This is a genomic window from Cognatundibacterium oligocarboniphilum (genome assembly GCF_013377855.1).
Taxonomy (GTDB): domain Bacteria; phylum Pseudomonadota; class Gammaproteobacteria; order Burkholderiales; family Burkholderiaceae_D; genus Undibacterium; species Undibacterium oligocarboniphilum.
Genome location: NZ_JABXYJ010000009.1, coordinates 61,665 through 87,808, shown reverse-complemented (window position 1 = coordinate 87,808; position 26,144 = coordinate 61,665). Strand labels below are relative to the sequence as shown.

Sequence of the window (26,144 nt, the reverse complement as noted above, 5' to 3'; positions counted from 1 at the left end):
GTCATCCTGACAAACGAGAAAATCGATAAGCCAGATGTCAAGTCATCACCCGCGCTGCACTAACACATCTTTTCTGGAGAATCTTGATGCCGCTTGTTACGCTAACCGTTCGTCATCCCAAGTCTGTCGCTTTCAAAACCGGCGTTTTGGACGCTGTACATGCTGCACTGGTGGCATCAGGTGTTCCGGTAACCGACAAGTTTCAACGCGTCATTGAGCTGGATGCAGAAAATTTTCGCTACGACCCGGTCTATCCGGATCTGACGTCTGTGCGAACGGAGAATTTCGTTTTAATTGAAATTCTCTGGTCTGTCGGCCGCAGCGTCAAAGTCAAAAAGAAGCTGCTGTCAGGACTCATGGCAGATCTGTCACTTCTGGGCCTGCACCCTGAAGAGGTTATGGTGTGTTTCAAAGAAACGTCTTGGGAAAACTGGTCTTTCGGCGGTGGCCGGTTGATTCACCATAAGCTTCAATCCGCATCCGAAAATCAACGGTTTCTGTCGCTGATCTTCGGATGCGGCACAACCATACTCACAACGCCTGCTCCCACACCAGCTTCACGCTGCTCTGACCGGGTGTCCGGGTGGTGCGCTGCATGCTGGCCTGTGTTTCCGGATCGAAATACGTCTGGCCGCTGATCACTGGCTGATGCAGGGCGTTGCTGACGGACAGCCGGATCTGCGTTCCCTTTCTCAGTTTCCACAGGCTGTACCAGTCCAGAGTGCGGCTCACGCTTTTGTAGGTGCTGAGTACCGCAGAACCCTGTACCCGGCCAGCCGTCTGCAGATTGAAATTCATGCCGAGCGTATGGGTTTCGCTACGGCGGTAATCCAGCCCCAGATTGGCAGTCAGCGGCACTTGATTGTTGAGGCGATTGTCCGGGCCGGGCACGCTGTCCAGACGCGACCAGTTGCGCGCTGCATTGATCCGCACGTCGATCGCCGGTGCCTGACTGAACCAGAATATGAGCGGAAACCGGCTGTCCATTTCCAGTCCATAGACCTGTGCCCGGCCACGGTTGTCCGGCGTAGTGATCCAGATGCCGTCCTGCTGGAACAAGGTATAGGTGGTCACGTTCTGAATCCGGCGCAGGAAAGCGGCAAGGCTGAACATGGCCTGCGCGGAGAAGTAATACTCATAGGCGACATCAACTCCCCAAGCCAGTTCAGGCAGCAGGTGCGGGTTACCCTGAAAGTCGGAGTTATTAGGATTATTGTCATTGTTGACGGTATAGCGGCGCGGTACCAGGTTCCGGGTTTCCGGTGCTTTATAGGTGCGCGAGATGGCAAAGCGCAACTGGTCTTTTTCGGTGCCGGGCAACTTCCATAAGGTCTGGAACACCGGGCTGAAGACGCTGGAACGGGTCTGCGTTTCAGTGATCGTGCGGCCGGTGATGACGGTGCGCAGTCCTTCCCAGCGCAGTCCCATGTAAGCCTGCCAGCGCGGGCTGAACTCCCATTCATCCTGCGCAAACAGCGCCAGCCGCCGCACGTCAGCGCGGTAGTTCTCATCCAGAAACCCGGCGCTGCCAGCAGGATTGTCCGGCACATTGCGGTCGTATTGCAGACGCTGCTCGCTACGGCGGATCAGCCCGCCATCCCAGCCAAATGCCAGGCTGTGCAGCTCATTCAGGCGATACAGCAGTTTGCCACTGCTGATCAGATTCTGGTCGATGGCATCGGACACCACGTTACGGATAAATGGCGTGCTGATACCGGCCGGAAATCCATCAAAATAATAATCGCTGTTGCGCTGGTTGTACTGCCCGCCCAGCCGGGTATCGAGCTTCATGCCGGCATTGAACCGGTGCATCCAGCTCAGATCGCTGCGCCAGCTGAGGATATCGGCGGCAAAGCGGTAATCGTTTTGCGGATAGTCCGAGCTGCTGCCTTGCAGAGTGGTTTCGGTATTGGCGCCGGCCATGTGGCTGCGGCTATAGTCCAGCCAGTTCTGCCAGGCCAGCTGATCGCCTGCCGGCAGCGCCCAGACCAGCCGCGGTGCGACACTGATTTTGTCGGTATCGAACTGATAGTGCTCATGGAATGCGCGCAGGATTGCCGGATTTCCCGCCGCATCGTTGATACGTTCCGACGTGACCGGTTCCGCGCCGCTGTGGCTGCGGATGACGGCCAGATTCAGCGAATACGACAGACCGTTATCAAACTTGTCGGCCAGCTCCAGACTGGCTTGTGGCGACCAGTGACCGCCGGATTCGGTGATGCCGGCTTTTCCGTTTTTCTGTGCGCTGTGAATGCCTTTGCGCAGCACGATATTGATGCTGCCGGCAATGCCTTGAGCACTACTATCGGCAGTCTGGCTGCGTAAAATTTCGACGCGCTCAATCAGCTCTGGCGACAGGCTGTCGATCGTGAAGCCCGGCGCCACCGGATCGCCATTCAGCAATATCTGGGTATAACCATTGCCCAGGCCACGCAGACGCAATTCGTTGCCGACCACCGAAACGCCGGGCTGGCGTTTCAGCACGTCGGACAAGCTTGTATCGCCAAACTGCAGCAACTGCTCACGCCCGACCACGAGCCGCGCCACGTTGGCATCACGGCGCTGATTCTCGCTGGCAGATGCGGCGACTTCCACGGTCTGCACGGAGCCTTGCTGCTCTTGCGGGTCCGTTCCGGCATACGCCGGCACGAAAGCGTGTCCTGCCAGAACGGCAAATAATGCAATACGCCCGCCATTCACCACGCGGGATGGCGTCTGACCGGCAAGCCGGAGCCGCACGGTTCCCCTCAAAGCCCGGCAGTCAAAGGAAGTGAAAGTCCATATTGAAACCGGTCTGAAAAAACTTCCGGAAGCAAATTTGAAAACGAACGGGGAAATCAGTGAAATCGGCATAAGCAACGTAACGGCAGGCATCATGCAAAACCCTTGCTCCGAAAAAATGATCAGGCTGACAATTATTCAGCAAATGCATGGCAAATCAAGCAATATCTCTCAGGAAAAAGGATGCGGCGGCACGATGTCAGTCAGCGATGCCGGAAGGGAAAATTTCGAGGATAAATCAAAAAATAGGGGAGTATTGTCCGAATTCGTCTTAACATCATGGATTTTAAAAGGGTTTTTAATATACCCCCCCAGTATATTTCCCAGAAAAACAGGTAAAAAGCGTCTGACGGACTTATTCAACCAAAGGCATATGCTTCGATGGCTGAAGAAAGTCGCTCACCACACGGTTAATGTACCCATCCGCATGCATGGCGGCCAATGCGGCAGACAACTGACGGGATGTATTGGTCTGTGCAAAAGCCGGACGCACCCGCAGCACATGCGCGCCATGAGTAATGACCACGCATGGTTCGGCTTGCAGGTCGCTGCCATTCTTTTTCGCAGCAGCCTGCAAGGCCGGCAGGCTGCCGATCACGCCGGAAATGCGCCCCGCCTGCAACATCCGCAACCCGTTTTCCAGCGTACTGATTTCCACCTTCCGGATGCGCTCATCCTGACCGAAAGTACCGTAAGTCATGCGTCGCATCATGCCTATCCCTTTTTGCTGTGACAGATGAATCACGTCGTCCACCGTGGTAATCGGTGTTTCGGTGCGCGCCACCACCACGATCGGATAATGCGTCACATCGCCCAGAATCTGCCCCTCGGTATCGGAAAAATTTTCCCTGTGAGAAATGCTGTATGCCTCTTTGTCTGCGACAAATAACGTCAGGTGGCGCACGGTCGGCACAATGATCAGGTTCAGGGGAATACCGGTACGCCTTTCCAGTTCATGGGCAATGCGGATATTGATGCCATCGGCATGCCCACCCTTATCCGTCAGATAAGCAAAAGGCGCGACATCAGTCAGATACAGATTCACGGCACCGGCGGACGGCGCTATCAGCAGCATGGTTGCCACTAACAGCAACAGCCTTTTCCACATCAACAGAGGACGGAGCGGAATCATTGGAACAACTCATCTATTTATGATAAAAAACACAACCATAACCCAATGTAGAAAATGAATGATACAAATGCAATTATATTTTAATTTGCAATGCAACATCCGTCGCGACAACTGACCGGCTTACGCTCAGGTCTTGAAATTTCCGGGATCATCCGCATTTCCGACCAGAACGCACGCACGGATTGCAACAAGCATTATTCCCACCAAGCAATCCGCAGCGCGCCAGAATTCGATTGAATCTATTGAGGGAAATATGTCAGAAAAACAAACACTGGGCTTTCAGGCCGAAGTCAAACAACTGCTGCAATTGATGATTCATTCCTTGTATTCCAACAAGGAAATCTTTCTGCGCGAACTGATCTCGAACGCCTCGGATGCTTCCGACAAACTGCGCTTTGAAGCGATCAACAACGCCGCCTTATTTGAAAACGATGCTGAACTCAGCATCAAAGTCAGCTTCGACAAAACGGCGCGCACGATCACGATTTCCGATAACGGTATCGGTATGAGCAAAGAAGATGCGATTGCGCATCTGGGTACCATCGCCAAATCCGGCACTAAAGAATTTTTCGGCAAACTCTCAGGCGATCAGCAAAAAGATGCCGCCATGATCGGCCAGTTCGGTGTCGGTTTTTATTCCGGCTTTATCGTTGCCGACCGCATCACGGTCGAATCGCGCCGCGCAGGTTTAGCAGCCAGCGAAGGCGTGCGCTGGGAATCTGCCGGTGAAGGCGATTTCAGTGTCGAAGATATCGCCAAAGCCAGCCGCGGCACCGATATCATCCTGCATCTGCGCGAAGGCGAGGACGAATTCCTGTCTGCCTGGAAACTGAAATCCGTCATCCGTACCTACTCCGACCATATCTCTCTGCCGATCAAAATGCAGAAAGAAGAGTGGGATGAAGAGAAAAAAGAACAGGTGCTCAGAGACGAACTGGAAACCGTCAATCAGGCCAGCGCCTTGTGGGCACGCAGCAAATCCGAGATCACGCCGGAGCAGTACGACGAATTCTACAAACACATTTCACACGACTACAGCGCACCGCTGAGCCATACGCACAACCGCGTCGAAGGCCGCAGCGAATACACGCAACTGCTGTACATCCCGGCGCGTGCACCGTTCGACCTGTGGGATCGCAACAAGCGCGGCGGCATCAAGCTGTACGTCAAACGCGTTTTCATCATGGACGACGCCGAGCAACTGATGCCAGTCTATCTGCGCTTCGTCAAAGGCGTGATCGACTCCAACGACCTGCCACTCAACGTTTCGCGTGAAATCCTGCAGGAAAGCCGTGACATCAAAGCAATCCGCGAAGGCTCGACCAAGCGCGTACTCGGCATGCTGGAAGACCTCGCCAATGCCGAGGGTGACGACGCTGCGGCAAAGCATGAGAAATATGCGACTTTCTGGAAAGAATTTGGCCAGGTATTGAAAGAAGGCATCGGTGAAGATCATGCCAACAAAGACCGCATCGCCAAACTGCTGCGCTTTGCGTCGACCCATAACGACAGCGATGCGCAAACCGTGTCGCTGGCAGATTACCTCGCCCGCGCCAAAGAAGGCCAGGACAAGATTTATTACGTGACCGCAGAAAGCTATGCGACTGCGAAAAACAGCCCGCATCTGGAAATCTTCCGCAAGAAAGGTGTGGAAGTTCTGCTGCTGACCGATCGTGTTGACGAATGGATGCTGTCTTTCCTGAGCGAATTTGAAGGTAAGGAACTCGCTTCTGTTGCCAAAGGCGGCCTTGATCTCGGCCAGCTCGAAGACGAAGCCGAGAAAAAACAGCACGAAGAAACCGAAACCCAGTTCAAGGAATTGGTTGAAAAAATGAAGGCAGCACTCGCCGACAAAGCAAAAGACGTGCGTGTGACCTTCCGTCTGACCGATTCGCCGGCCTGTCTGGTGGCCGACGAACATGATTTGTCCGGCAATCTGGCGCGCATGCTGAAAGCCGCAGGACAAGCCGCACCGGAATCCAAACCGATTCTGGAAATCAATCCGGATCATCCGCTGGTGCAGAAACTGAAATACGAAGAAGCAAAATTCAACGACTGGTCACACATCCTGTTTGATCAGGCCTTGCTGGCAGAAGGCGGCAATCTGACCGACCCGAGCAGTTTCGTCAAACGTCTGAACGAAATGTTGCTGGGCCGCTGACCTGTCCAACGGGCTGCACGCAAAACGGCAGCCTTTCATCACGCCAGTCCGGATATTTCCCATGCTCCGGATTGGCGGCTTCACCGCTTCTTTTCTGTTTCCCCTTTCCTTCCTGCAGCGCGGTGCTACACTGCACGGCAGACAACCGTCTGCTTACCGACCGGCGCTCTGAACGGCATGCCGGGGACGCGTGCCAGACAGTTCATTTCAACCAGTCTTATCTGATGGAGCCACTGATGAAATACATGACCAAGTCTCTCTTGTTGGCAGGCAGTCTGTTACTCTCCGGCATCGCCAGTGCTGACAGTTATGTTGAACCGAAAATCACACATGCCACCTATGGCGATGTCAACATTGTGGTTCCCGTCACCAGCGGCGATTCTTCAGTCTGGCAACTGAAACTGGCGAACATTCAGAATGCAATGAACGCAGCGCAACAATTTGGCGGTCACCTGTCGGTGAAGGTCGTCAATTACGGCCCCGGGCTTGAATTACTGGCTCAAAAGAATAACGGCATCGCCAAAGCAGTCAATGATTTACGTGCCAGAGGTGTGCAGTTTTTGGTCTGCGACCAGACTTTGAAACGCATGAACCTTGACTTTCATACCCTGAATGGAGTTTCCGATACAGATGTGGTTCCGGCAGGTTTTCTGGAAGTTGGCTGGCTGCAGACACAGCAGTATAAAGTTGATCCGATGAACTGATCCGGCATCTGATCTGATATCTGATCCGGTATTTGATTCGCGCATTGAGTGCACCGGCACAGCGCGTGGATCTGTGCCTTGCCATACTTGTTGAGCTGGCAAAGTTGCAATCTCATGGCACCCGGCAGAACGCGATGACACTGCGAATGCGCAAAGTAATGCGGCGTATGAGCGGCAGCTCCAGAACGCAGCCCCCACCGCCCATTACACCCATTATTATTTCGACGGAAATCGTCCATCGCGCTGCTGCTTTTTAAACCAGTCGTGCAGCATTTTTTCTTCATATTCAAAACTGGTGTTGCCGGACGGAATGCGGATACCCATCATGAAATTCATATCCTTGATGTCTTCCTTACCTTCAGCAATCACTTTTCCAGTGCTATCCGTCATCTGAAACTGAAGCGCCATCCGGGGCCAGTACACATCCTTAATGATACGGATATCATTCATGCCACCGTGCATCATCGGACGCACATCTCCGGCCAGATCCACATCAGTCACCGTTACCAGCCATTTCACATCATCCGGCAGTTTTTTTGCCAGATCGGCAAAAACTAGCCCCAGTTCTTTGGTCACCCGGTCACGAAAAACTTCACGGGTTTCATTGGTCGGCCGGATATCGGTATATTTTTCAGGCTCATACCAGGTCACGCTGACTTCTCCGGCGTGAGCCAGCGGCGAAAGCAGCGCGACTGATAGCATCGCCAATAAGCGTCTGTTCATCTGTATTCTCCTTTTAAATGCCACAACCGCAATCTGCATTATGCGCCGTTCTGAAACATAAAAAAAGCAGCCTAACAAGGCTGCTTTTTTAATATCGTTGCATCAGGCAACTCCGGAACATATTAATGGGTGACGCGAGTGGTGCGACCGTTCGACAGCAGACGCACGCGGTCACCGACACGGAAAATTTCATCGGCATCCTGGGTAATCGCTTTCATATCACCATTATCCAGCTTGACGGTGATTTCCAGACCGCGCTGCTGGCTGTTTCTCTTTTCAATCGTCTGGCCCAAAATACCACCGGCGACAGCGCCGACTATCCCTGCGGCAATCGCGCCATTACCCTGCCCGACACTGGAGCCGGCCGCAATACCGCCCAGCGCAGCGCCAGCCGCAGTGCCGACACCGGTCTGCCCTTTATCAATCGTTACTTCGCGTACCGATTCAACATAGCCCATACGCACGCTTTGCTCATTCTGCGTCTGGCTGGAACGATAAACGCTGCCGGAATCCGATTGCGTTGCGCAACCGCCAAGTAATACAACGGCTGCCACTGAAGTCGCCATTGCCGTTATCCAGATTTTTTTCATTGCCATCTCCTTGCCGTGTTCCAATTAAAATACCATTCTATCGTTTGATCACAGTGTCTGCCTAACGCTTTCACCGGCATCATGGTTGACAAAAAAATCGCCAACCATGCGCCATGATTGTTTCATCTTGTATCTGCCATGACCCGTTTATCCTTATGACTTACGCTACTGCACAGGCGCCATCTGCGGCACGGAACAATACTATCGAACGACTGTCCGGCTTTCCGCCCGTCATCAATGCAGATACCCATACCCTGATACTGGGCAGTTTTCCCGGCAACGCTTCGCTGCTGGCCGGCCAATATTATGCGTTTCGTCATAATCAGTTCTGGCGGCTGTTGTCAGAAGTGGTGGAACGCGACCTGACTGCGCTCGATTACCCGGACAAACTGGCGGCGTTGTTACAGCAAGGTATAGGCTTATGGGACATTTTCCGGCATTGCCAGCGGCAAGGCAGTCTGGATACAGCGATCCGTAACGGCGAACTGAATGATTTTTCCGCGCTGCATCAGCGATACCCCCGGCTACAGCGCGTCTGCTTCAACGGACAAACAGCGGCACGACTGCAACGCTGGTTCCGGGAACAGGGTTTTCAGACGCTGGTGCTGCCCTCATCGTCACCGGCACACGCAAGCAAATCATTTAGGCAGAAATGCCTTGAGTGGCAACGACTGCGGCATGTTGCCGATGATTCAGCGCCACCACCACTACAGGCAGCGCCAGACTCGGGACAGCACTGACACATTCAGCGACAAACTTTTACATGAATCAATGCTCTGCACAAAGCGCAAAAGGTAAAATAACACAATGCTTATCAAACGAAAATCGATCGAAGCCGAAAGCAATTACCGCTCCGGCCCGGCCAAAGCGGTTACTGCCGCTAAAAAACCACGCAAACCGAAGTTTGCTCCTGTAACGCTGTCTGAACTGGATGGGGTGCGATTTCTGCATTTCGGCACCGAGTGGGTGCAGGGTGCGATGCGTTTGCGCAAGCCCGATGCCATTGAACTCGAATACGCTCAGCAGATGATGCTGTGGATGCTGTTCCAACCTGCGCCTCAGCACATCGTGCAACTTGGTCTTGGTACCGGTGCACTGACCAAATTCTGCTATCGGCAGTTTCCGCAGGCACAGGTCACCGCGGTCGAACTGAATCCGTCCGTGATCGCTATTTGCGAGAGCATGTTCAAACTGCCGCCGAACGATGACCGTCTGCAGGTCATAGAAATGGATGCGCTGGATTTCGTCAACGACGAAGCAAACAGCGATACCATCGACGTCTTACAGGTTGACCTCTACGATGCCACAGCCAAAGGACCGGTGCTGGATACGCCGGAGTTTTACCGCGCCTGCGCCGCCTGCCTCAAACCGGATGGTATCCTGACCATCAACCTGTTTGGCGATCATCCCAGCTATGCGCGCAATCTGAAAGCTTTGCGCTATGCTTTTGATAATGTGCTATGTCTGCCGGAAGTCCATGACGGCAACGTAGTCGCCGTCGCTTTCAAACAACGTTCTGTGCTGGATTTCACCACCTTGTACACCAGAGCTGAAGAGATCAGGATGCAGACCAGATTACCCGCCAAATCCTGGGTCAACGGTCTGAAAGCAGCCTGCGATCCGGATTGACCGGATTACTGAAACACAGCACGGCCATCTTCCCGAACCACGCATCATTTCACCGCCAGTCAGAACATATGAATACCAAAGCACTCCGGCATCTGAACCTGCAGCAGATTTTCACCTGGATGATGGCGGACGGGCTGATTGCCAAGGAAGATGCCAAAATCAAATTCAATGAAGCGCAGGGCATTCTGAAAAATGCACCATCCGCCATGCACCCGCTGACGGCAGCAGCACAATGCAAAATCACGTCACTCAAAGCACCGCATAAATTGCTGACGCTGGACTGGCTGACCGAATGGACAGCCAGAAAAGTAAACCTGCCGTTTTACCGCATTGATCCGCTGAAAATCGACTTCACCACGGTTTCTGATGTGATGTCTGCCACCTATGCAACCCGCTTCCACATCCTCCCAGTGGAAGCAATCGGCAATACCGTGGTGGTGGCGACGACCGATCCGTTCAATGATGAATGGCAGTCTGAAATCACGCGCATTTCACGCAAGGAAATCCGCCTTGTGTTCGCCAATCCGCTTGAGATTGCCCAGTACACTGCGCAGTTTTTTTCGCTTGCCAAATCAATCAAGGATGCCCGTAAATCGAGCAACAATGATCTCGGTCTGCGGCAAAACCTGGAACAACTGGTAGAGCTCGGAAAAAGCAATAAACAGGTCGATGCCAACGATCAGCACGTTATCAACATCGTTGACTGGCTGTGGCAATTTGCCTTCGACCAGCGAGCTTCCGATATCCACCTGGAACCGAAGCGGGATATGGCCATCATCCGTTTCCGTATTGATGGCGTGCTGCACCAGGTGTATCAGGTACCGGCCACCGTCATGATTGCGATGATTGCCCGGATTAAGCTGCTGGGACGGATCGACGTGATCGAAAAACGCCGGCCGCAGGATGGCAGGATCAAGACCCGCACAGCTGACGGTCAGGAAATCGAATTGCGTCTTTCCACACTGCCGACCGTGTTCGGCGAAAAAATGGTGATGCGTATTTTCGATCCCGAAGTCGTAGTGAAAACCTTGCCTGAACTGGGTTTTCCGGATAACGATGCTAAACGCTGGGATGCACTGACCAGCAAACCACACGGCATCATTCTGGTGACCGGACCGACCGGCTCCGGTAAGACTACCACGCTGTACACCACCCTCAAGGCGCTGGCGACGTCTGATGTGAATGTCTGCACGGTGGAAGACCCGATTGAAATGGTGGAAGCCTCGTTCAACCAGATGCAGGTGCAGTCCTCAATTGAACTGGGGTTTGCCGATGGCATCCGTGCCCTGATGCGACAAGACCCGGACATCATCATGGTCGGTGAGATCCGCGATCTGGAAACGGCAGAAATGGCTGTGCAGGCGGCACTGACCGGACATCTGGTGCTGTCCACCCTGCATACCAACGATGCGCCTTCCGCCATCATGCGGCTGCTGGAATTGGGCGTGCCTTACTACCTGCTGGAAGCGACCATGATCGGCATTCTGGCGCAGCGGCTGGTCAGAACCCTGTGCCCGCATTGCAAAACCGCCGATGCAGAAATGCCCGATGTGATCTGGGATTCGCTGGTCGAAGGCACCCTGCCAAAACCGACCGTCACTTACCGTCCTGTGGGCTGCCCTGAGTGCCGCCAGACCGGCTATCTGGGGCGTACCGGCATTTATGAATTGCTGACTGTCTCACAAGCCTTCAGCAAACTGATTACCGAGGAATCCGATATTCACGCCCTGCGCGATCAGAGCATCAGAGATGGCATGAAACCTCTGCGTATTGCCGGTGCCGACAAAATCCGGGAAGGTGTCACCACAATCGAGGAAGTGCTGAAGGTCACTTCCGCCTTATTCTGACACTGAAACAGCTGCATAGCATGACGGCAAACGGCAACTGAACCGGTTGCCGTTTCCATTTCTGCCATATCGCTGATTGTTATTGCCATGTAAAGCGGCGGGCATACCAGTTTTTCATCAACTGTGTCAGAACCATATACGCCAGCAGCATGGCTGCCAGCCAGGGAAAATAAGCAAGCGGCAAGCTGACGAATTTAAAGTAAGAACCCAGCGGAGACAGCGGCAGCAGAATACCTGCCAGCATGACTGACGCGGTCGTCAGCAGCATCGGCCAGGCAGCCCGGCTTTCGATGAATGGAATTTTCCGGGTACGGATCAGATGCACGATCAGCGTTTGTGACAGCAGCCCTTCCACAAACCAGCCTGACTGGAAAAACGCCTGCACTTCCGTCGTGTTGGCAGCAAATACAAACCACAGCAAAGCAAACGTCAGCACATCAAACAGCGAACTGACAGGGCCAAAAAAAACCATGAAGCGCCCCAGATCGGAAGGATCCCAATGCTGCGGTTTCTGTAAAAACTCCTGATCCACATGATCGAACGGAATCGCAATCTGCGAAATATCGTAAAACAGATTCTGTACCAGCAACTGCACCGGCAGCATCGGCAAAAAAGGTAAAAATGCGCTGGCGATCAGCACTGAAAACACATTGCCGAAATTCGAGCTGGCCGTCATCTTGATGTACTTGAGCATGTTGGCAAAGGTCTTGCGGCCTTCGATGACGCCCTCTTGCAGAATCATCAGACTTTTTTCAAGTAGGATAATATCCGCCGCTTCCTTGGCGATATCCACCGCCGTGTCGACTGAAATACCGATATCGGCAGCCCGCAATGCCGCCGCATCGTTAATACCATCGCCCATGAAACCGACCACGTGTCCCTGCTGATGCAACACACGCACGATCCGTTCTTTGTGAATCGGACTCAGCTTGGCAAATACTGTCGTCTGTTGCGCGACCTGCGCCAGTTCTGCGTCATCCATCGTTTCAATTTCCGCCCCCAGCTTCATACCGGTCACCGGCAATCCTACTTCGCGACAGATTTTAGCGGTCACCAGCGCATTGTCACCGGTCAGGATTTTGACTTCGATGCCATTTTCTTTGAGTGCGAGAATGGCCGGCGCGGTCGATTCTTTCGGCGGATCGAGAAAGGCAATGTACCCCATCAGCACCATGTCGCTTTCATCGCTGACGCTATACGTCACCTTGTCAGGTGGCAGATGTTTGGCTGCTACGGCGACCACCCGCAGACCTTCTCCATTCAACTGACCGGTGACAGTCTTTAACTGCGTCAGTAAATCCGGCATCAGCTTTTCCGTCCCGTCAATCACCGCCACTTCGCTGCAGACAGCCAGGATTTCCTCCACCGCACCTTTGCAGATCAGCAGATGCCCGTCATCTTTTTCCTCGACAATCACCGACATGCGGCGACGATTGAAATCAAAAGGAATTTCATCAATTTTCTGATAGCGTCCGGTGACGGCATCCAGCGCTCTGTTGTTCATGTTTTCCAGAACCGCAACGTCCAGCAGGTTTTTCAACCCGGTCTGGTAATAGCTGTTCAGGCAGGCATATTGCAATACCTTTTCCGACTCTTTACCAAACGCATCGGTATGACGTGCAAGGAAAATCTTATCCTGCGTCAGCGTCCCGGTTTTATCGGTACACAGCACATCCATCGCACCAAAATTCTGGATCGCATCCAGCCGCTTGACGATGACCTTCTGACGCGACAACACAACGGCACCTTTGGCCAGTGTGGATGTGACGATCACAGGCAGCATTTCCGGCGTCAGCCCGACAGCAATCGACAGGGAAAATAAAAATGCTTCCAGCCAGTCGCCCTTGGTCAGTCCGTTAATCAGAAATACGGCGGGTGTCATCACCATCATGAAGCGGATCAGCACCCAGCTGACTTTATTGACACCCGCCTGAAATGCCGTCGGACCGCGGTCAGTCGCGGTCACTCTTTCTGCCAGTGTGCCGAAATAAGTACGCGCACCGGTCGCCAGCACCACCGCAGTGGCGGTACCGCTCACCACGCTGGTTCCCATGAAACACAGGTTATCGAGCTCCAGCGGATTGGCTGACGGCGGTCCCTGATCTTCGGGGAATTTTTCTACCGGCAATGATTCACCGGTCATCGCAGACTGGCTCACAAACAGATCGCGGGCAGTCAGAATACGGACATCGGCAGGAATCATGTCGCCAGCAGACAAGGCCACAACATCGCCCGGCACCAGCAGTTTCATCGGTATTTCAACCCGGCGGGCGCCGTGCGGATGTAGCTGCACATCAAAATACTTGCGGGCATCTGCCGCTGCTTCTTCGGCCAGATCGTGCCGCATGACTGTGGCGGTATTGCTGACCATGGCTTTGAGTTTTTCTGCGGCATGGTTAGAGCGCGCTTCCTGCACATAGCGCAAAACCGTGGACAGCGCCACCATCGCTGAGATCACAATCGTCGCCTTCATGTCATCCGTGACGTAAGACACGATCGCCAGCACAGTCAGCAGCAGATTGAAAGGATTGCGGTAACAGCTCCAGAAGTGCTGCCACCACGGCAGGGCTTTCTGCTGGTCAATCACATTCAGGCCATATTGCTGCTGCCGGATACCAGATTCAATATCGGTCAGGCCGTCGTGCCGGCTTTCCAGCGTGCGCAGTAACACATCGGGCGCAGCGGCTGAAGCCTGTTGCAAATGATCGGATAACGCGGAAGGCAGCTCCTTGTCAGCCGACGCGCCAAACACAGTATCCAGAATACTGAAGCGCCGGAAATGATGCCCCATGCCATGGGCGTGGATGAAGCGGCCAAAAGTCTCTGTCAGAAAATTCAGATTCATCACACTCTCATTCAGTCAACCGGTAGCACTGGCCAGACCGGGTAAAGCATGCTGCGGTATTTTTCTGCCGATCCCACGCAAGGCAAGAACATCGGGACTGGCAGCCACGGCCCATTATTCACTGTTACCGTGACACAGCCGTTACCTGACACGATCCCGATACCTGCAGCAGTGCACCGACGCTAGGTCTGCCAGGAAAAACGAAAGCCACAAGGCAGATTGCGACGGCGTTCCAGATAAAATGCGCGGGCGGCAGCAATGCCGTCGGCGACTTGCGGATAGGTCAGCTGCATCCGCAATTCCTGATGCAGCCGCCGGTTATCCAGACGGCGGGATTCAGACATGAACGATAACAGCACCGGGGAAACCTGTTGTGCCAATTCTGCACGCGGCAAGCGCGGCGGCCGCGGCATTTCCATCGCGTCGGCCACCAGATCGAAATATTCAGCCATTTTCAGTTCGCTGTGATCGACTGCGTGATAGATCCGCTGCGGCCTGGCGCGGAACAGAGCGAGCCGGATCAGGCGCGCCAGGTCATCGGCATGAATATGATTGGTGTATACATCATCCGCTTCCGTCAGCGCAGGCGTCGCCTTTTCCAGACGCTCCAGCGGCAGACGATCGGTTGCGTAGATTCCCGGCACCCGCAGAATCGCCAGTTGCGATTGCGACTGCAGCGCCCAACGCCGCAGCCATCGCTCTGCCGCGACACGCCGCACGGCGCGGGCATTTTGCGGACGTACCGGGTGCGTTTCATCCAGTCTGGCTCCGGCGCAATCGCCGTACACACCGGTCGTACTGACATAAACAAGGCGGCTCTGGTCAGGTAAAATGGCGGTCAGATGACGGGTGCGCTGGTCCCCGCTGCCTTCTGCACGCGGCGGCGCCAGATGCACAATGTAATGCGCCAGCCCCGCCAGCCGCTGCAAGGTGTCCGGCTGATCCAGATCAGCCACCACCGGAACGGCTCCGGCAGCGCGCAATTCGGCGCAACGCGCCGGCTGGCTGGTCACGGCATAAACACGGAAGGTATCGCGCACCAGCGGCAACAGGCGCATGCCGACATCGCCGCAACCGATAATCAGCAAGCGTGGCCTGCCCCATTTTTTTAATTGTTTTTTCATATCCGGAATTGTATGACTTTTCAAGTAACTGTTACTCCCAGCGGCCGTCAATTTAGTTGCGAAGCCGATGAAACCGTGCTGAATGCGGCGTTACGCGCCGGCATCGGCCTGCCCTATGGCTGCAAAAACGGCGCCTGCGGTTCCTGCAAGGGCAAAATTCTTGCTGGCAGTGTGGCACATGGACATCATCAGCAACGCGCTTTGCCCGAGCTTGAGGCAGCGCAAGGAATGTCTTTATTCTGCTGCGCAAAGCCACAGAGCGATCTGACGATTGAAGCACGTGAAATTGTTGCCAGCGGCGAGTATCCGGTCAAAAAAATGCCGACCCGCATCGCAAAGCTGGAAAAATTGTCCGACGATGTGATGCTGATCGCTTTACAGCTACCCGCCAACGAACGCCTGCAGTACCGCGCCGGTCAGTACATCGAATTCATGCTGCGCGATGGCAAGCGCCGCAGCTACAGTATGGCGAACGCACCGCATAATGACGAGCACATCACGCTGCATATCCGTCACATGCCGGGCGGCCTGTTTACCGATCAGGTTTTTTCGACCATGAAAGAGCGCGACATCCTGCGCTTTGAAGGCCCGCACGGTAGTTTCTTCCTGCGCGAAGACAGTGATAAACCGGTGATTCTGCTGGCTTCCGGCACGGGTTTTGCACCGGTCAAGGCGATCATGGAACATCTGATCTATCTCGAATCGTCCCGTCCGGTGACCCTGTACTGGGGCGGCCGCCGTCCTGCCGATCTGTACATGCACGCCCTGTGCGAAGAATGGGCAGGCAAGCTGCCGTACTTTAAGTACGTGCCGGTCATTTCCAATGCCGCCGCCGATGATCACTGGACTGGCCGCACCGGCTTTGTCCATCAGGCGGTCATGCAGGATTTCCCCGATCTGTCGGATCATCAGGTATATGCCTGCGGTGCGCCAGTGGTGATCGAATCGGCGCAGCGCGATTTTGTTGCCCGGTGCCAGTTGCCGAAAGAGGAATTTTTCGCCGATTCATTCACCTCAGAAGCCGATCTGGCAAGCTGACGTCTCCCGCTGGCAGCGCGCTGCGAGCAATGCGCTGCCAGATAAGTAGCATTTCATCAACCAGTAGCGGTCAGGAAAATAATCACATTTTTACGTTGTATGCATGAGACCTTGCCGGCAGAAATAAGGCAGCTCGGTGGGCTATCTGCCAGCCTATTTATTTTTATTTTATTAACATCAAATTTTTCACGGATTTTCTGAAAATTTATTTTGACGCAGTGCGCAAAAAGTCCTACTATCCGCTGTATGAAAATTTTCCCTGACATGTCTTCACCAAATATCGTGCGACGTCGCCGCTCATACTATGAGCCTGGGCGGATGTGTCATTGACCCTGCGTGTCGTTAAGACCGCTGTATCAGACCCCAGCCACAGGCCATTCCTGTGGTTTTTTTTTGCCTTTGTTTTATCCTTGCTTGTCCCACACACCCGTATCGATTGCCTAAGGAGTCTAGAAATGGAATTCAGCCAGTACAACGTCAATTCTCTGATGTACATCACGCCGCGCCCGGAAATCGTGTTTACCGAAGGCCGTGGCATGTGGCTGACTGACAATAACGGCAAGCGCTATCTGGATTACCTGCAGGGTTGGGCGGTGAACTGTCTCGGACATTGTCCTGCCGTGATTCACGAAGCGTTGGTGGCGCAATCGCAAAAACTGCTGAATCCTTCCCCTGCTTTCTATAATGCCCCGATGGTGGAACTGGCGACCATGCTGACGCAGCAATCCTGTTTTGACCGGGTGTTTTTCACCAACAGCGGCGCCGAAGCCAACGAAGGTGCCGTCAAACTGGCGCGCAAATGGGGTCAGCTGAACAAGAACGGCGCTTACGAAATCATTACCTTTGACCACAGCTTCCACGGCCGCACGCTGGCCATGATGTCGGCATCCGGCAAGCCGGGCTGGGATACGATTTTCGCGCCACAGGTCACCGGCTTCCCAAAAGCAGACCTGAACGATATTGCGTCTGTCGAAAAACTGATTACCGATAAAACCGTCGGCATCATGCTTGAGCCAGTACAGGGCGAAGGCGGTGTGATTCCCGCAGCCCGGGAATTCATGCAGGCATTGCGGGCACTTACCAAAAAACATGGCATCCTGCTGATCGTGGATGAGGTGCAGACCGGCATGGGGCGTACCGGTGAATTGTTTGGCTACCAGTTGTCCGGAATCGAACCGGACATCATGACGCTGGCCAAAGGCATCGGCGGCGGCGTACCACTGGGGGCTCTGCTATGCCGTGAAGAGGTGGCCTGCTTTGTACCCGGCGACCAGGGCGGCACATACAACGGCGCACCCTTGATGACCGCGGTCGGCATTGCCGTGCTCAAAACCGTCGGCCAACCGGAATTTCTCGCTGCGGTGAAAGAAAACGGTGCTTATCTGAGCCAGCAACTGACGAAGCTGTCTGACGATTTCGGTTTGCAGGGCGAACGCGGCGAAGGTTTATTGCGCGCGCTGAAACTGGGTCAGCCGATCGGTGCGCAGATCGTCGAGATCGCACGCAACATGGAACCGTTTGGTCTGCTGCTGAATTCACCGCGTCCTGACCTGCTGCGTTTTATGCCCGCACTGAACGTCAGCAAAGAAGAAATTGACCAGATGCTGACGATGCTGCGCGAGATCCTGGCACAGATCAAAAAATAAATTTTTCCATCAGCGGATGGTTTCTTCAGAAGGCAGCTGCGGCTGCCTTTTTTCATGGGCCAATTTTATATACTCCCCCTAGTTTTTAATAAAAACTGCCGGAAGTCTTCATAAATAAACGGCGTTTAAAAATACTGGCGGGGAGTATATTGAACACACCACATACCCTCACTGAGTAATTCGGGTATGACAGAGTCAGGAACGGTATGCCGGACAGGCGCAGCGCATACCGGATGATGGTATGCAGAGGAGGATGCAGACCTGGCTGCATCTCATCTCACTGCAGGACGAAATGCAATACCGACCAGGCGGGCAATGTGTAGCTGAACTGATTTTGAGAGATGCTGCCGACGCCGGCACGCGCTGTGACCTGATTGCTGCTGCCATCCACACCCCATGCCTGCGCTGTGTGAAAAGCATTATCTGCATTGATCTGCAGGCTTGAATTTAACGGCGTGCTCAGGCGGTTGATCGCGATAATGTGCAGCACCGCCGGATTTGCGGCGCTGACTGCCGCGTACACGGTGCCGTTGCTGTCATTGGTAGAGGCCGCATGCACTGAAATTTCCGGAAACACCGATTTGTTACCGTCATAGTTACGGAAAATTTTAAATCCTGCCGCGATGTAACCTTCCACATCACCGAAATACGTCGCCAGATATACGCCCTGCTTGCCGAAAGTGCCCAGCGCATCGGCCTGCGCGACAGCACCGGTGACATCATCACGTCCGCCGAAATCATATTCGGTCACTGCCAGTCTGGTGCCAGGATAAAAATCGCTGACAGATTGTTTCAGCTTGGGTAGCAGTTGCAGAGCGCGGCCGTCGGTAAAGCCGTAACCAGGTTGCGTGATCCAGCTCGGTTCGACATAACTGGCATCCCACAGGCTGCGCGGAGCCTGCACCCGGTCAGCCGGTGCCGAAGAAACCTGCGGATAATAATGAAGCGAAAACACATCCAGCAGACGCCTGCCAGCTGCCGTCGATGCCTGGCGCATCTTGTCCAGATATACATTCGCCATCGTCATGCCGTTATAGCGATAACGGTCGCCGGTGTTTTTACTCAGATACGGCTCAACATTGTACTGATTCCAGTCTGACGGCTGATGCCCCTGCACGCCATCCCAGACCGACCACAAGCTGAACAACCCCAGATACCCGCTCAACGCCGGGCCGAAAGTCTGTGCAGAGCTGTCCATACGCTTCACGGTTGTTGCCAGCGCCTGATTTTTCTGCAGCACATCGCTGACTGTCGTCAGCGCCGGATACAGATGAGAATGGGTGCCTTCCCCCCACGGAGTCGGCCAGACATGCCAGAGATCCGGTTCATTATCCAGTTCGTAGGCTTTCACACCCTTCGTGCTGTATGCCTTACCGTATTTTTTCAGGAGAAAGCTGATTTCCTCATCGATATACACCACTCCGTCATCCAGCGATGGCGTCAGACTCAACGCACCGGCGCTGACTGGTTTGTCATTCACGATATCGAGCCAGCGGGTCACATCCACGTTGGAAGGCCCGGCGCTACTTTGCCATAAGGCAGAGCCATTGCAGGTTGCAGGTGGATACAGATTCACAATGTCTTTCGGCAATTTACCGGCAGCAGGCAACTGCAGCAAAGAAAACGTGCCCAGCGCCAGCGACTGGTCGTGAAAGCTGGTCAGCGCGGCTCCAGGCGAGTAATAAGCCAGACCACTGCCCTGATTCGGCAAGCCGGCATCGCTGGCATAACTGACGCCGGCATTCGAAGAATGGCACCAGTCAGCACCGGAGTTGCTGACCCCGTTTTCCCAGTTATAGCTGGTCATGTTGTTGCCGCCCATGCGCCGCGCAGCCAGATTGACACTTTCCAGCGCAGTCCTGCCGCCATGCACGTCCCAGCCGGTGCGGCCACTGCCGTCGGCATAGGCATTGAAACCATAAATCAGAGGGCTGATATTTTGACGTTCAGAATGCGTATCAATGCTGAAAGTCACACTCTGCGCATACACCAGCGACAGCGGTACTGACACGCTTAACATGGTCAGAACTTTCAGCAGGTTAACTGGTCTCATCAGTGACTCCGTTGCAATACGATATGGCGATATATGTAATACCTGCCAGCGATATCAGTCTGCGTGAAACAGGGCTTACGCAAAACCATTTTGGCGTTACCCCATTGTATAAGCGGTATCACTGTGTCCGCCAAACTGTTTTACAGTCTGGTACATTTTTTTCTTTTTTCCTTACAAAACAAATATGCGCAGACTGTCGTCACTATCCTGTCTGTTTTTTATATCCATCACAGCACGTTAACATCATTATTTCTATCATATTCCATGAGACGACCCACTTTCCTTCCCCATTTCAGCCGCCGGCAATGGCAACGCAGCCTGCTGGCATGTTCCATAGCACTCAGCCTGAACAACTGGACCAGCGAAGCACTGGCTGCACCGGCGTATTACCGTTTTCCGGCAGTCCGCAACGGGCAACTGGTGTTTACCGCCGAAGGAGATTTATGGAAAGTCGGCATACAAGGCGGCACCGCGCAGAGGCTGACGACCCATCCGTCGGCAGAGACCCTGCCTGCCATCTCGCAAAACGGTCAGTGGCTGGCTTTTTCCGCTGCCTATGAAGGTCCGGTCGAAGCCTATGTGATGCCGGTCAATGGCGGCTTACCAAAGCGGATCAGTTTTGAGAACGACGTCGTCAATGTGCTCGGCTGGACGACGCAGGGAGAAGTACTGGTCAGCACGCTCAACAGCACCGGACCAAACGCACACCGCGTGATTGCTGCGATTGATCCGCAAACCCTGCAGCGGCGGGTGTTTCCGGTGGCGGACGCGAATGAGGCGACACTGGACGACAGTGGCCGTTATCTGTTTTTCACCCGCTTCGGTCTGCAGATGACCAACGATAACGCCAGACATTACCGTGGCGGTGCTATCGCCCAGCTTTGGCGCTACGATCTGCAGGGCAAAGACGACGCCGTCCGTTTGTTTGCCGCGGAGCAGAGCAACAACCGGCGCCCGATGTGGTGGCAGGACAAATTGTATTTTCTCAGCGACCGCAATGGCGCTTTCAATCTCTGGATGGCCAATCCCGATGGCAGCGATGCGCAGGCACTGACAGCACATCAGGAATGGGATGTGCGGAATGCGGCATTGGGTGATGGCAAAATCGTCTATCAGCTTGGCGCAGACCTGCATGTGCTGGACATTGCCAGTCACACCGACCAGACGCCCGGTATTGAGCTGGTATCCGATTTCGATCAGCAGCGCGCGCGCCTGATCCGCAATCCGCTGGACTATCTGACCAATACCAGCTTAGCCGCCAGATCAGAGCGCCTGCTGTTTACCGCGCGCGGTCACCTCAGTCTCGCCGGTACCGGGCAGCAGCGCCGGATTGACCTGCCGGTACCCGCAGGTGCCCGTGCCCGCGCCGCGGTGCTGGCCCCCGATGAGCAGACCGTTTATGCGATCGTCGACAGCAGCGGCGAAAACGAGATCTGGGCATTCCCGGCAAACGGCGTCGGCCAGCCGGAAGCGCTGACCAGTCATGGCGACGTGCATCGCTTTAACCTGTATCCATCACCCGATGGCCAGTGGCTCGCCCACACCGATAAGCGGGGCCGGGTCTGGCTGCTGAATCTGCGCAATAAAGCGAATAGCGTCATTGATGATGCCGGCAAACAAGGCATCGATAGCTACAGTGAACTGGTTTGGTCACCGGACAGCAAGGCGCTCGCCATCGTCAGACCGGATCATCAGATTCATCATCAGCAAATCATGCTGTATGCACTGGATTCCCGTCAGATGCATGTGGTCACGACCGACCGCTATGATTCGCATAGCCCGGTTTTTTCCGGCGACGGACGCTGGCTGTATTTTTTATCCGAACGCCAATTTCAGGTCAGTAACCGCGCGCCCTGGGGGGACCGCAACATGGGCCCCGGCTTTGATAAGCGCACCGGCGTATTTGCTCTGGCACTGCAAAACAATCACAGTTTCCCGTTCAAGGCTGATGACGAACTGAGCAAACCGGCAAAGAACACCGCTCAACCTGCCACGGCAGACAAACCGGAAGAGACAACGCCCGTTCAGAACGCCGCCGCCAAACCGGTGCTGCAGCCAAAACTACCTGCGATTGACTATCCGGGGCTATCGGAGCGGATGTATCAGGTACCGCTGCCTGCAGGTAATTACCGCTATCTTGCGACCGACGACAAGCGCCTGTATCTGCTGGAACAGGATGGCAGCGAAGAACGCGGCACGCTCAAGACGCTGGCGATCAGCAAAAATTCGCCGCAGCCGGAAGTGTTTGCCAGCGGCGTGCGCGAATTCGAGGTGTCTGCCGATAAACGGCGGGTCTATTACCGCATCGCAGCAACAACCGGCAACGGCGATTTCCTGATCGTCGAAGCTGGTGCCAAAGCACCGGCAGATATCAGCAAAGCGAAAGTCGCTATCAGCGACTGGAGCTTTATGGTGAATCCGCGTCAGGAATGGCGGCAGATGTTTGGTGACGCCTGGCGCATGCACAGGGATTACCTGTATGACCCTGCCATGCGCGGAGTGAACTGGAAAAAAATCCGCGACAAATATGCGCCGCTGGCCGAGCGCGTCACAGACCGGAATGAACTCAACGATGTGCTGGCATTGATGGTCAGCGAAGTCGGTGCGCTGCATTCGCAGTTTCGCCCCGGCGATATCCGTAAAGCCGCAGCCGAAGGCACACCTGCATCACTGGGAGCTGTACTGAGCCGTACCGCAGATGGCGTGCGCATTGAACACATCTACCGCAGCGAGCCAGATTTGCCAGCCGAGCGTGCGCCGCTGGCCCAGCCGGATGTGAATGTGAAGGAAGGTGATGTGATCCTGCGCGTTAACGGGCAGGCCGTTGCCGAAGCGCGCGACATCACCGATCTGCTGATCAATCAGGCAGGGAAACCGGTTTTATTGCAGCTGCGACGCGGCAATCAGGCACCGCATGCAACCATCGTCACACCGGTCAGCATGAGCCAGCATGCCAACCTGCGTTACAGCGACTGGGAGCAAAGCTGCAGCGCCCGCGTTCAGGAAGCCTCGAAAGGTCGCATCGGTTACCTGCATCTGCGGGCAATGGGGTCGCAGGATATCAACGCCTTCGCACGCGAGTTTTACAGTAACATCGACCGGGATGGATTAATCATCGACGTGCGACGCAACCGCGGTGGCAATATCGATAGCTGGATCATCGAAAAACTGCTGCGCAAATCCTGGGCATTCTGGGCAGGCCCGCATACGGCACCGAATACCAATATGCAGCAGACTTTCCGCGGGCATCTGGTGGTACTGGTGGACGAGCTGACTTATTCAGACGGCGAGACCTTTGCCGCCGGTATCAAAGCCCTGCAACTGGGGCCACTGGTCGGCAAACGCACTGCCGGTGCCGGAGTCTGGCTATCGGATAATAATACGCTGTCCGATAACGGCATGATCCGCGCTGCCGAATCTGCCCAGTTCAGTATGGATGGCCGCTGGCTGGTCGAAGGCATCGGCGTTATCCCTGATGTGGAAGTCAATAACCTGCCACATGCGACTTTCCTCGGCCAGGATCAGCAACTGGAAACCGCACTGCAGATTCTGATGAAACGCCTGCAGGAACAGCCTGTCAGACCGATGGTGCCGCAAGCGATTCCACCACTCAGATAGCGCTCAGACAGACTCGTTCCTGTCAGGAAACGGCCTCAAAAAAAATAAAGCCCCTTTTGACAGGGGCTTTTTTGTCGGGAAAATACACAATCAAACATAGAACGCCACAAGCATCCGTTAACTTCAGTTGCGGTCTGATGCTGTTCCAACGACTTCTTTGTAAGCATGCCAGGTCGCATGCCCGATCACCGGCATGGTCAGGATAAATCCCAGATTCCAGGTCATCAGTCCGATCACCACCGATGCCACAATCAGTAATGCCCACATCAGGGTCGCAGGCGCATTAATAAACAGCGCAACACAGCTGATGATCATTGACGTAATCGCATCGGTATCCCGGTCCAGCATCAGAGGAATCGACACCCAGCTGATCGCAAACACAATGCTGGCAAAGACAAAGCCAATGCAGGCATATACCAGAACGAATTCCAGATTACTGAGGGAAAACAGCTGTGTCAGAAAACCGTGCATGCTCGGCATACCCTTGTTATAAAACAGCGCGAAAATAACCAGTGAAGCCCTGGCCCAGACCATCATGATCACCGCCAGCACCAATGCCAGGACACCGATATTACTCCAGCGTCCGCGCATGGAAAACACGCTGCCAAGCAAACCTGAGCGTACATTTTCTATACGCCGGCTGATATCGTACAGACCCAGCGCCAGCAATGGCCCGACCAGTAGAAAACCGCAACTCAGCGCCGATACGTATTCCGGCGCATGACTCAACACCAGATTCAATATCATTCCCATCGCAGCAAAACATGCGCCGTAAAAAACACTGGGGCCACCTGACTCCCGGAAATCAGACCACCCCAGTTTCAGCCAGGTGAAAGGACGCCATATCCCGACCCGCCGGATTGGCGGAAACGGCGACTCATCATCGATAATGGTTTTAATGTCCGGCGGCGCACTGTCGCCGCCCCTGCCCTGAAACTGATCTACCATACCGTCTCCATGAGGATTTTCTGGTCTATCTTGATGTGGATCAATCTCTTGATACTAAGACAGGCAAGCGGCAATTGGCAATGCGCAGCGCCGCATTTCTCCAGACCAGCTGCGCTGCAATGCAGCGAAAATCATGCCGGATGCACCAAACAGAGCCTAACTGAACGTCTTTCGGCCGCTTTTCCGCCAACCCAAGATGTAACATCCGTTACCATTTTAGATAGAAAAACAGGCTCGGACAGGCTGGATAAGCCGGTTTTCAACGATATAATCCGAATTACGGAAAGTTAAAATAATTAGTTAATTTATTTAACATTTTTCCTATTTGCTTTTCCCTGACGCACGAAACATCACAAATGCTGCGATGATTTCCGGCATGACTCGCTGTCATGGGTCAGGTGTGCTGGATTTGATTACCTGTTGACATGCTTTATTTACCGCCATTCCTGTTGCGTCTGCCCGTCTCCTGCCGGTCTGTACTGAATGCCATTTTACTGCTTGGCAGCTTCAGTACCGGTATGTCCAGCCATGCAGCCGGGACTGGCAATCCACTGTCAGCCAGCATCACGCTGATGATTTCCGAATCACGCGATGAAAACGGCGTACTGATACCAATACGCCCGGAGAATCAGGCCGTCATTCATTATTTTGAAAAAGCCCTGAATATTTCTTTCCAGCTCCGCCGCCTGCCACTGCCCCGCATTACTGCAGAGCTGCAGGAAGGAGAAAACCTGGCGTTCGGTTTATCAAAGAATTCAGAACGGCAGAAATTCATGCAATTTTCAGAGCCGGTATTTACTGATATCGTCTGGATCGTCGTGCGCGAAGACTCTAAAATGGAATTCAACAACCTGCAGGATCTGCAGGGAAAATCCGTTGGTATCGTGCGCGGGGTACGTTTCGGCGATGAAATCGAGCGGCAGCGCAATCTGCTGTTCAGAGTGGAAGAAGATACCTCTCAGCTCAGCTCACGGTTGAAAAAATTGCTGTCGGGCCGCATGGATTGTTTCCTCTTCAATTCGCGCACCACTTTCGCCGCCGAGGTTGAAGCAGAACTGAATCAGTATCTGGTCAACGTAAACATGTCTGAAATAAACAGCAAGCCACTGAGAATCCGTGTACTGAGCAAACCCCTCATCGCCGATGAAATTCACTTCGCAGCAGGATTAAGAAATCATGAACATCTGCTGAAATCCATTAATGCCGCCATCATCAAGGGTCGGAAATCCGGCGAACTGCCACCTTTGCTGAAACATTGAAAAATCTTCCCATACCGGAAAATCATCGCGAACCTGCATCTCTGAA

General features: G+C 54.1%; 18 protein-coding genes. 10 read left to right on the top strand and 8 right to left on the bottom strand.

Features of this window, described 5'->3' with window-relative positions; genetic code table 11:
- Positions 1–86: 86 nt before the first annotated feature.
- Positions 87–638 carry a tautomerase family protein gene (locus HV832_RS14755; RefSeq protein ID WP_176804618.1) on the top strand — a complete coding sequence of 184 codons (552 nt, stop codon included), beginning with the start codon at positions 87–89 and terminating at the stop codon, positions 636–638.
- Here the strand turns inward: HV832_RS14755 and HV832_RS14750 are convergent.
- Positions 532–2,739, bottom strand: coding sequence for a TonB-dependent receptor plug domain-containing protein (locus tag HV832_RS14750; protein WP_317889342.1), 2,208 nt, complete (start codon positions 2,737–2,739; stop codon positions 532–534). The two genes, HV832_RS14755 and HV832_RS14750, sit on opposite strands and share 107 nt — an antisense overlap.
- Positions 2,740–3,136: 397 nt before the next feature.
- Positions 3,137–3,913: a substrate-binding periplasmic protein gene (locus HV832_RS14745; RefSeq protein WP_176804617.1), complete on the bottom strand. Its 777-nt coding sequence runs from the start codon at positions 3,911–3,913 to the stop codon at positions 3,137–3,139.
- A gap of 253 nt (positions 3,914–4,166) precedes the next feature.
- Here HV832_RS14745 and htpG point away from each other — a divergent pair, with 253 nt between their 5' ends.
- Complete coding sequence (gene htpG / locus HV832_RS14740) at positions 4,167–6,074, top strand: molecular chaperone HtpG (protein ID WP_176804616.1); 1,908 nt, start codon at positions 4,167–4,169, stop codon at positions 6,072–6,074.
- Between the two features lie 245 nt (positions 6,075–6,319).
- Positions 6,320–6,778, top strand: coding sequence for a DsrE family protein (locus tag HV832_RS14735; protein ID WP_176804615.1), 459 nt, complete (start codon positions 6,320–6,322; stop codon positions 6,776–6,778).
- Between the two features lie 216 nt (positions 6,779–6,994).
- Here HV832_RS14735 and HV832_RS14730 read toward each other — a convergent pair whose 3' ends face one another.
- Positions 6,995–7,501 (bottom strand): DUF3016 domain-containing protein, encoded by a 507-nt coding sequence (locus tag HV832_RS14730; RefSeq protein WP_176804614.1) that lies wholly within the window; start codon positions 7,499–7,501, stop codon positions 6,995–6,997.
- Between the two features lie 122 nt (positions 7,502–7,623).
- Positions 7,624–8,091: an outer membrane lipoprotein gene (locus HV832_RS14725; protein WP_176804613.1), complete on the bottom strand. Its 468-nt coding sequence runs from the start codon at positions 8,089–8,091 to the stop codon at positions 7,624–7,626.
- Positions 8,092–8,246: 155 nt separating this feature from the next.
- On the opposite strand from HV832_RS14725, the gene HV832_RS14720 reads away from it, so the two are divergent.
- The 3 genes from HV832_RS14720 (at position 8,247) to tfpB (ending at position 11,567) form a co-directional block, all read left to right on the top strand.
- The gene (locus HV832_RS14720; RefSeq protein WP_176804612.1) at positions 8,247–8,831 is read left to right on the top strand and encodes a DNA-deoxyinosine glycosylase; all 585 of its coding nucleotides are present in this window, start codon (positions 8,247–8,249) and stop codon (positions 8,829–8,831) included.
- A 67-nt stretch (positions 8,832–8,898) separates the two neighbouring features.
- The gene (locus HV832_RS14715) at positions 8,899–9,720 is read left to right on the top strand and encodes a spermine/spermidine synthase domain-containing protein (RefSeq protein ID WP_176804611.1); all 822 of its coding nucleotides are present in this window, start codon (positions 8,899–8,901) and stop codon (positions 9,718–9,720) included.
- Positions 9,721–9,788: 68 nt separating this feature from the next.
- Positions 9,789–11,567 (top strand): type IV pilus assembly ATPase TfpB, encoded by a 1,779-nt coding sequence (gene tfpB, locus HV832_RS14710; RefSeq protein WP_176804610.1) that lies wholly within the window; start codon positions 9,789–9,791, stop codon positions 11,565–11,567.
- Positions 11,568–11,646: 79 nt separating this feature from the next.
- Here tfpB and mgtA read toward each other — a convergent pair whose 3' ends face one another.
- Positions 11,647–14,412: a magnesium-translocating P-type ATPase gene (gene mgtA, locus HV832_RS14705; RefSeq protein ID WP_176804609.1), complete on the bottom strand. Its 2,766-nt coding sequence runs from the start codon at positions 14,410–14,412 to the stop codon at positions 11,647–11,649.
- A gap of 182 nt (positions 14,413–14,594) precedes the next feature.
- Entirely contained in the window at positions 14,595–15,536 is a 942-nt protein-coding gene (locus tag HV832_RS14700; RefSeq protein WP_176804608.1) for an SDR family oxidoreductase, read from the bottom strand.
- Positions 15,537–15,548: 12 nt separating this feature from the next.
- Here HV832_RS14700 and HV832_RS14695 point away from each other — a divergent pair, with 12 nt between their 5' ends.
- Positions 15,549–16,574 carry a CDP-6-deoxy-delta-3,4-glucoseen reductase gene (locus HV832_RS14695; RefSeq protein WP_176804607.1) on the top strand — a complete coding sequence of 342 codons (1,026 nt, stop codon included), beginning with the start codon at positions 15,549–15,551 and terminating at the stop codon, positions 16,572–16,574.
- A 455-nt stretch (positions 16,575–17,029) separates the two neighbouring features.
- Entirely contained in the window at positions 17,030–18,220 is a 1,191-nt protein-coding gene (locus tag HV832_RS14690) for an acetylornithine transaminase (protein WP_176804606.1), read from the top strand.
- Positions 18,221–18,497: 277 nt separating this feature from the next.
- On the opposite strand, the gene HV832_RS14685 is transcribed toward HV832_RS14690, so the two are convergent.
- Positions 18,498–20,273 carry a glycoside hydrolase family 44 protein gene (locus HV832_RS14685; protein WP_176804605.1) on the bottom strand — a complete coding sequence of 592 codons (1,776 nt, stop codon included), beginning with the start codon at positions 20,271–20,273 and terminating at the stop codon, positions 18,498–18,500.
- Between the two features lie 264 nt (positions 20,274–20,537).
- Between HV832_RS14685 and HV832_RS14680 the strand changes: the two genes are divergently transcribed.
- Complete coding sequence (locus tag HV832_RS14680) at positions 20,538–23,891, top strand: S41 family peptidase (protein WP_176804604.1); 3,354 nt, start codon at positions 20,538–20,540, stop codon at positions 23,889–23,891.
- Positions 23,892–24,014: 123 nt separating this feature from the next.
- Here the strand turns inward: HV832_RS14680 and HV832_RS14675 are convergent, their stop codons facing one another.
- A complete protein-coding gene (locus HV832_RS14675; protein WP_176804603.1) occupies positions 24,015–24,839 on the bottom strand; it encodes a DUF2189 domain-containing protein in 825 nt (274 codons plus the stop codon).
- 425 nt (positions 24,840–25,264) lie between these two features.
- Here HV832_RS14675 and HV832_RS14670 point away from each other — a divergent pair, with 425 nt between their 5' ends.
- A complete protein-coding gene (locus tag HV832_RS14670) occupies positions 25,265–26,098 on the top strand; it encodes a substrate-binding periplasmic protein (RefSeq protein WP_176804602.1) in 834 nt (277 codons plus the stop codon).
- Positions 26,099–26,144: the final 46 nt, after the last annotated feature.

Excerpts from the sequence above, each read along its gene's own strand:
- HV832_RS14715 (WP_176804611.1), top strand. The coding sequence starts at position 8,899 with ATGCTTATCAAACGAAAATCGATCGAAGCCGAAAGCAATTACCGCTCC.
- HV832_RS14690 (WP_176804606.1), top strand. The coding sequence starts at position 17,030 with ATGGAATTCAGCCAGTACAACGTCAATTCTCTGATGTACATCACGCCG.
- HV832_RS14670 (WP_176804602.1), top strand. The coding sequence starts at position 25,265 with ATGCTTTATTTACCGCCATTCCTGTTGCGTCTGCCCGTCTCCTGCCGG.
- HV832_RS14745 (WP_176804617.1), bottom strand. The coding sequence starts at position 3,913 with ATGATTCCGCTCCGTCCTCTGTTGATGTGGAAAAGGCTGTTGCTGTTA.
- HV832_RS14695 (WP_176804607.1), top strand. The coding sequence starts at position 15,549 with ATGACTTTTCAAGTAACTGTTACTCCCAGCGGCCGTCAATTTAGTTGC.
- HV832_RS14680 (WP_176804604.1), top strand. The coding sequence starts at position 20,538 with ATGAGACGACCCACTTTCCTTCCCCATTTCAGCCGCCGGCAATGGCAA.
- mgtA (WP_176804609.1), bottom strand. The coding sequence starts at position 14,412 with ATGAATCTGAATTTTCTGACAGAGACTTTTGGCCGCTTCATCCACGCC.
- HV832_RS14700 (WP_176804608.1), bottom strand. The coding sequence starts at position 15,536 with ATGAAAAAACAATTAAAAAAATGGGGCAGGCCACGCTTGCTGATTATC.
- HV832_RS14755 (WP_176804618.1), top strand. The coding sequence starts at position 87 with ATGCCGCTTGTTACGCTAACCGTTCGTCATCCCAAGTCTGTCGCTTTC.
- HV832_RS14725 (WP_176804613.1), bottom strand. The coding sequence starts at position 8,091 with ATGAAAAAAATCTGGATAACGGCAATGGCGACTTCAGTGGCAGCCGTT.
- HV832_RS14685 (WP_176804605.1), bottom strand. The coding sequence starts at position 20,273 with ATGAGACCAGTTAACCTGCTGAAAGTTCTGACCATGTTAAGCGTGTCA.
- htpG (WP_176804616.1), top strand. The coding sequence starts at position 4,167 with ATGTCAGAAAAACAAACACTGGGCTTTCAGGCCGAAGTCAAACAACTG.
- HV832_RS14730 (WP_176804614.1), bottom strand. The coding sequence starts at position 7,501 with ATGAACAGACGCTTATTGGCGATGCTATCAGTCGCGCTGCTTTCGCCG.
- HV832_RS14720 (WP_176804612.1), top strand. The coding sequence starts at position 8,247 with ATGACTTACGCTACTGCACAGGCGCCATCTGCGGCACGGAACAATACT.
- HV832_RS14735 (WP_176804615.1), top strand. The coding sequence starts at position 6,320 with ATGACCAAGTCTCTCTTGTTGGCAGGCAGTCTGTTACTCTCCGGCATC.
- HV832_RS14675 (WP_176804603.1), bottom strand. The coding sequence starts at position 24,839 with ATGGTAGATCAGTTTCAGGGCAGGGGCGGCGACAGTGCGCCGCCGGAC.
- tfpB (WP_176804610.1), top strand. The coding sequence starts at position 9,789 with ATGAATACCAAAGCACTCCGGCATCTGAACCTGCAGCAGATTTTCACC.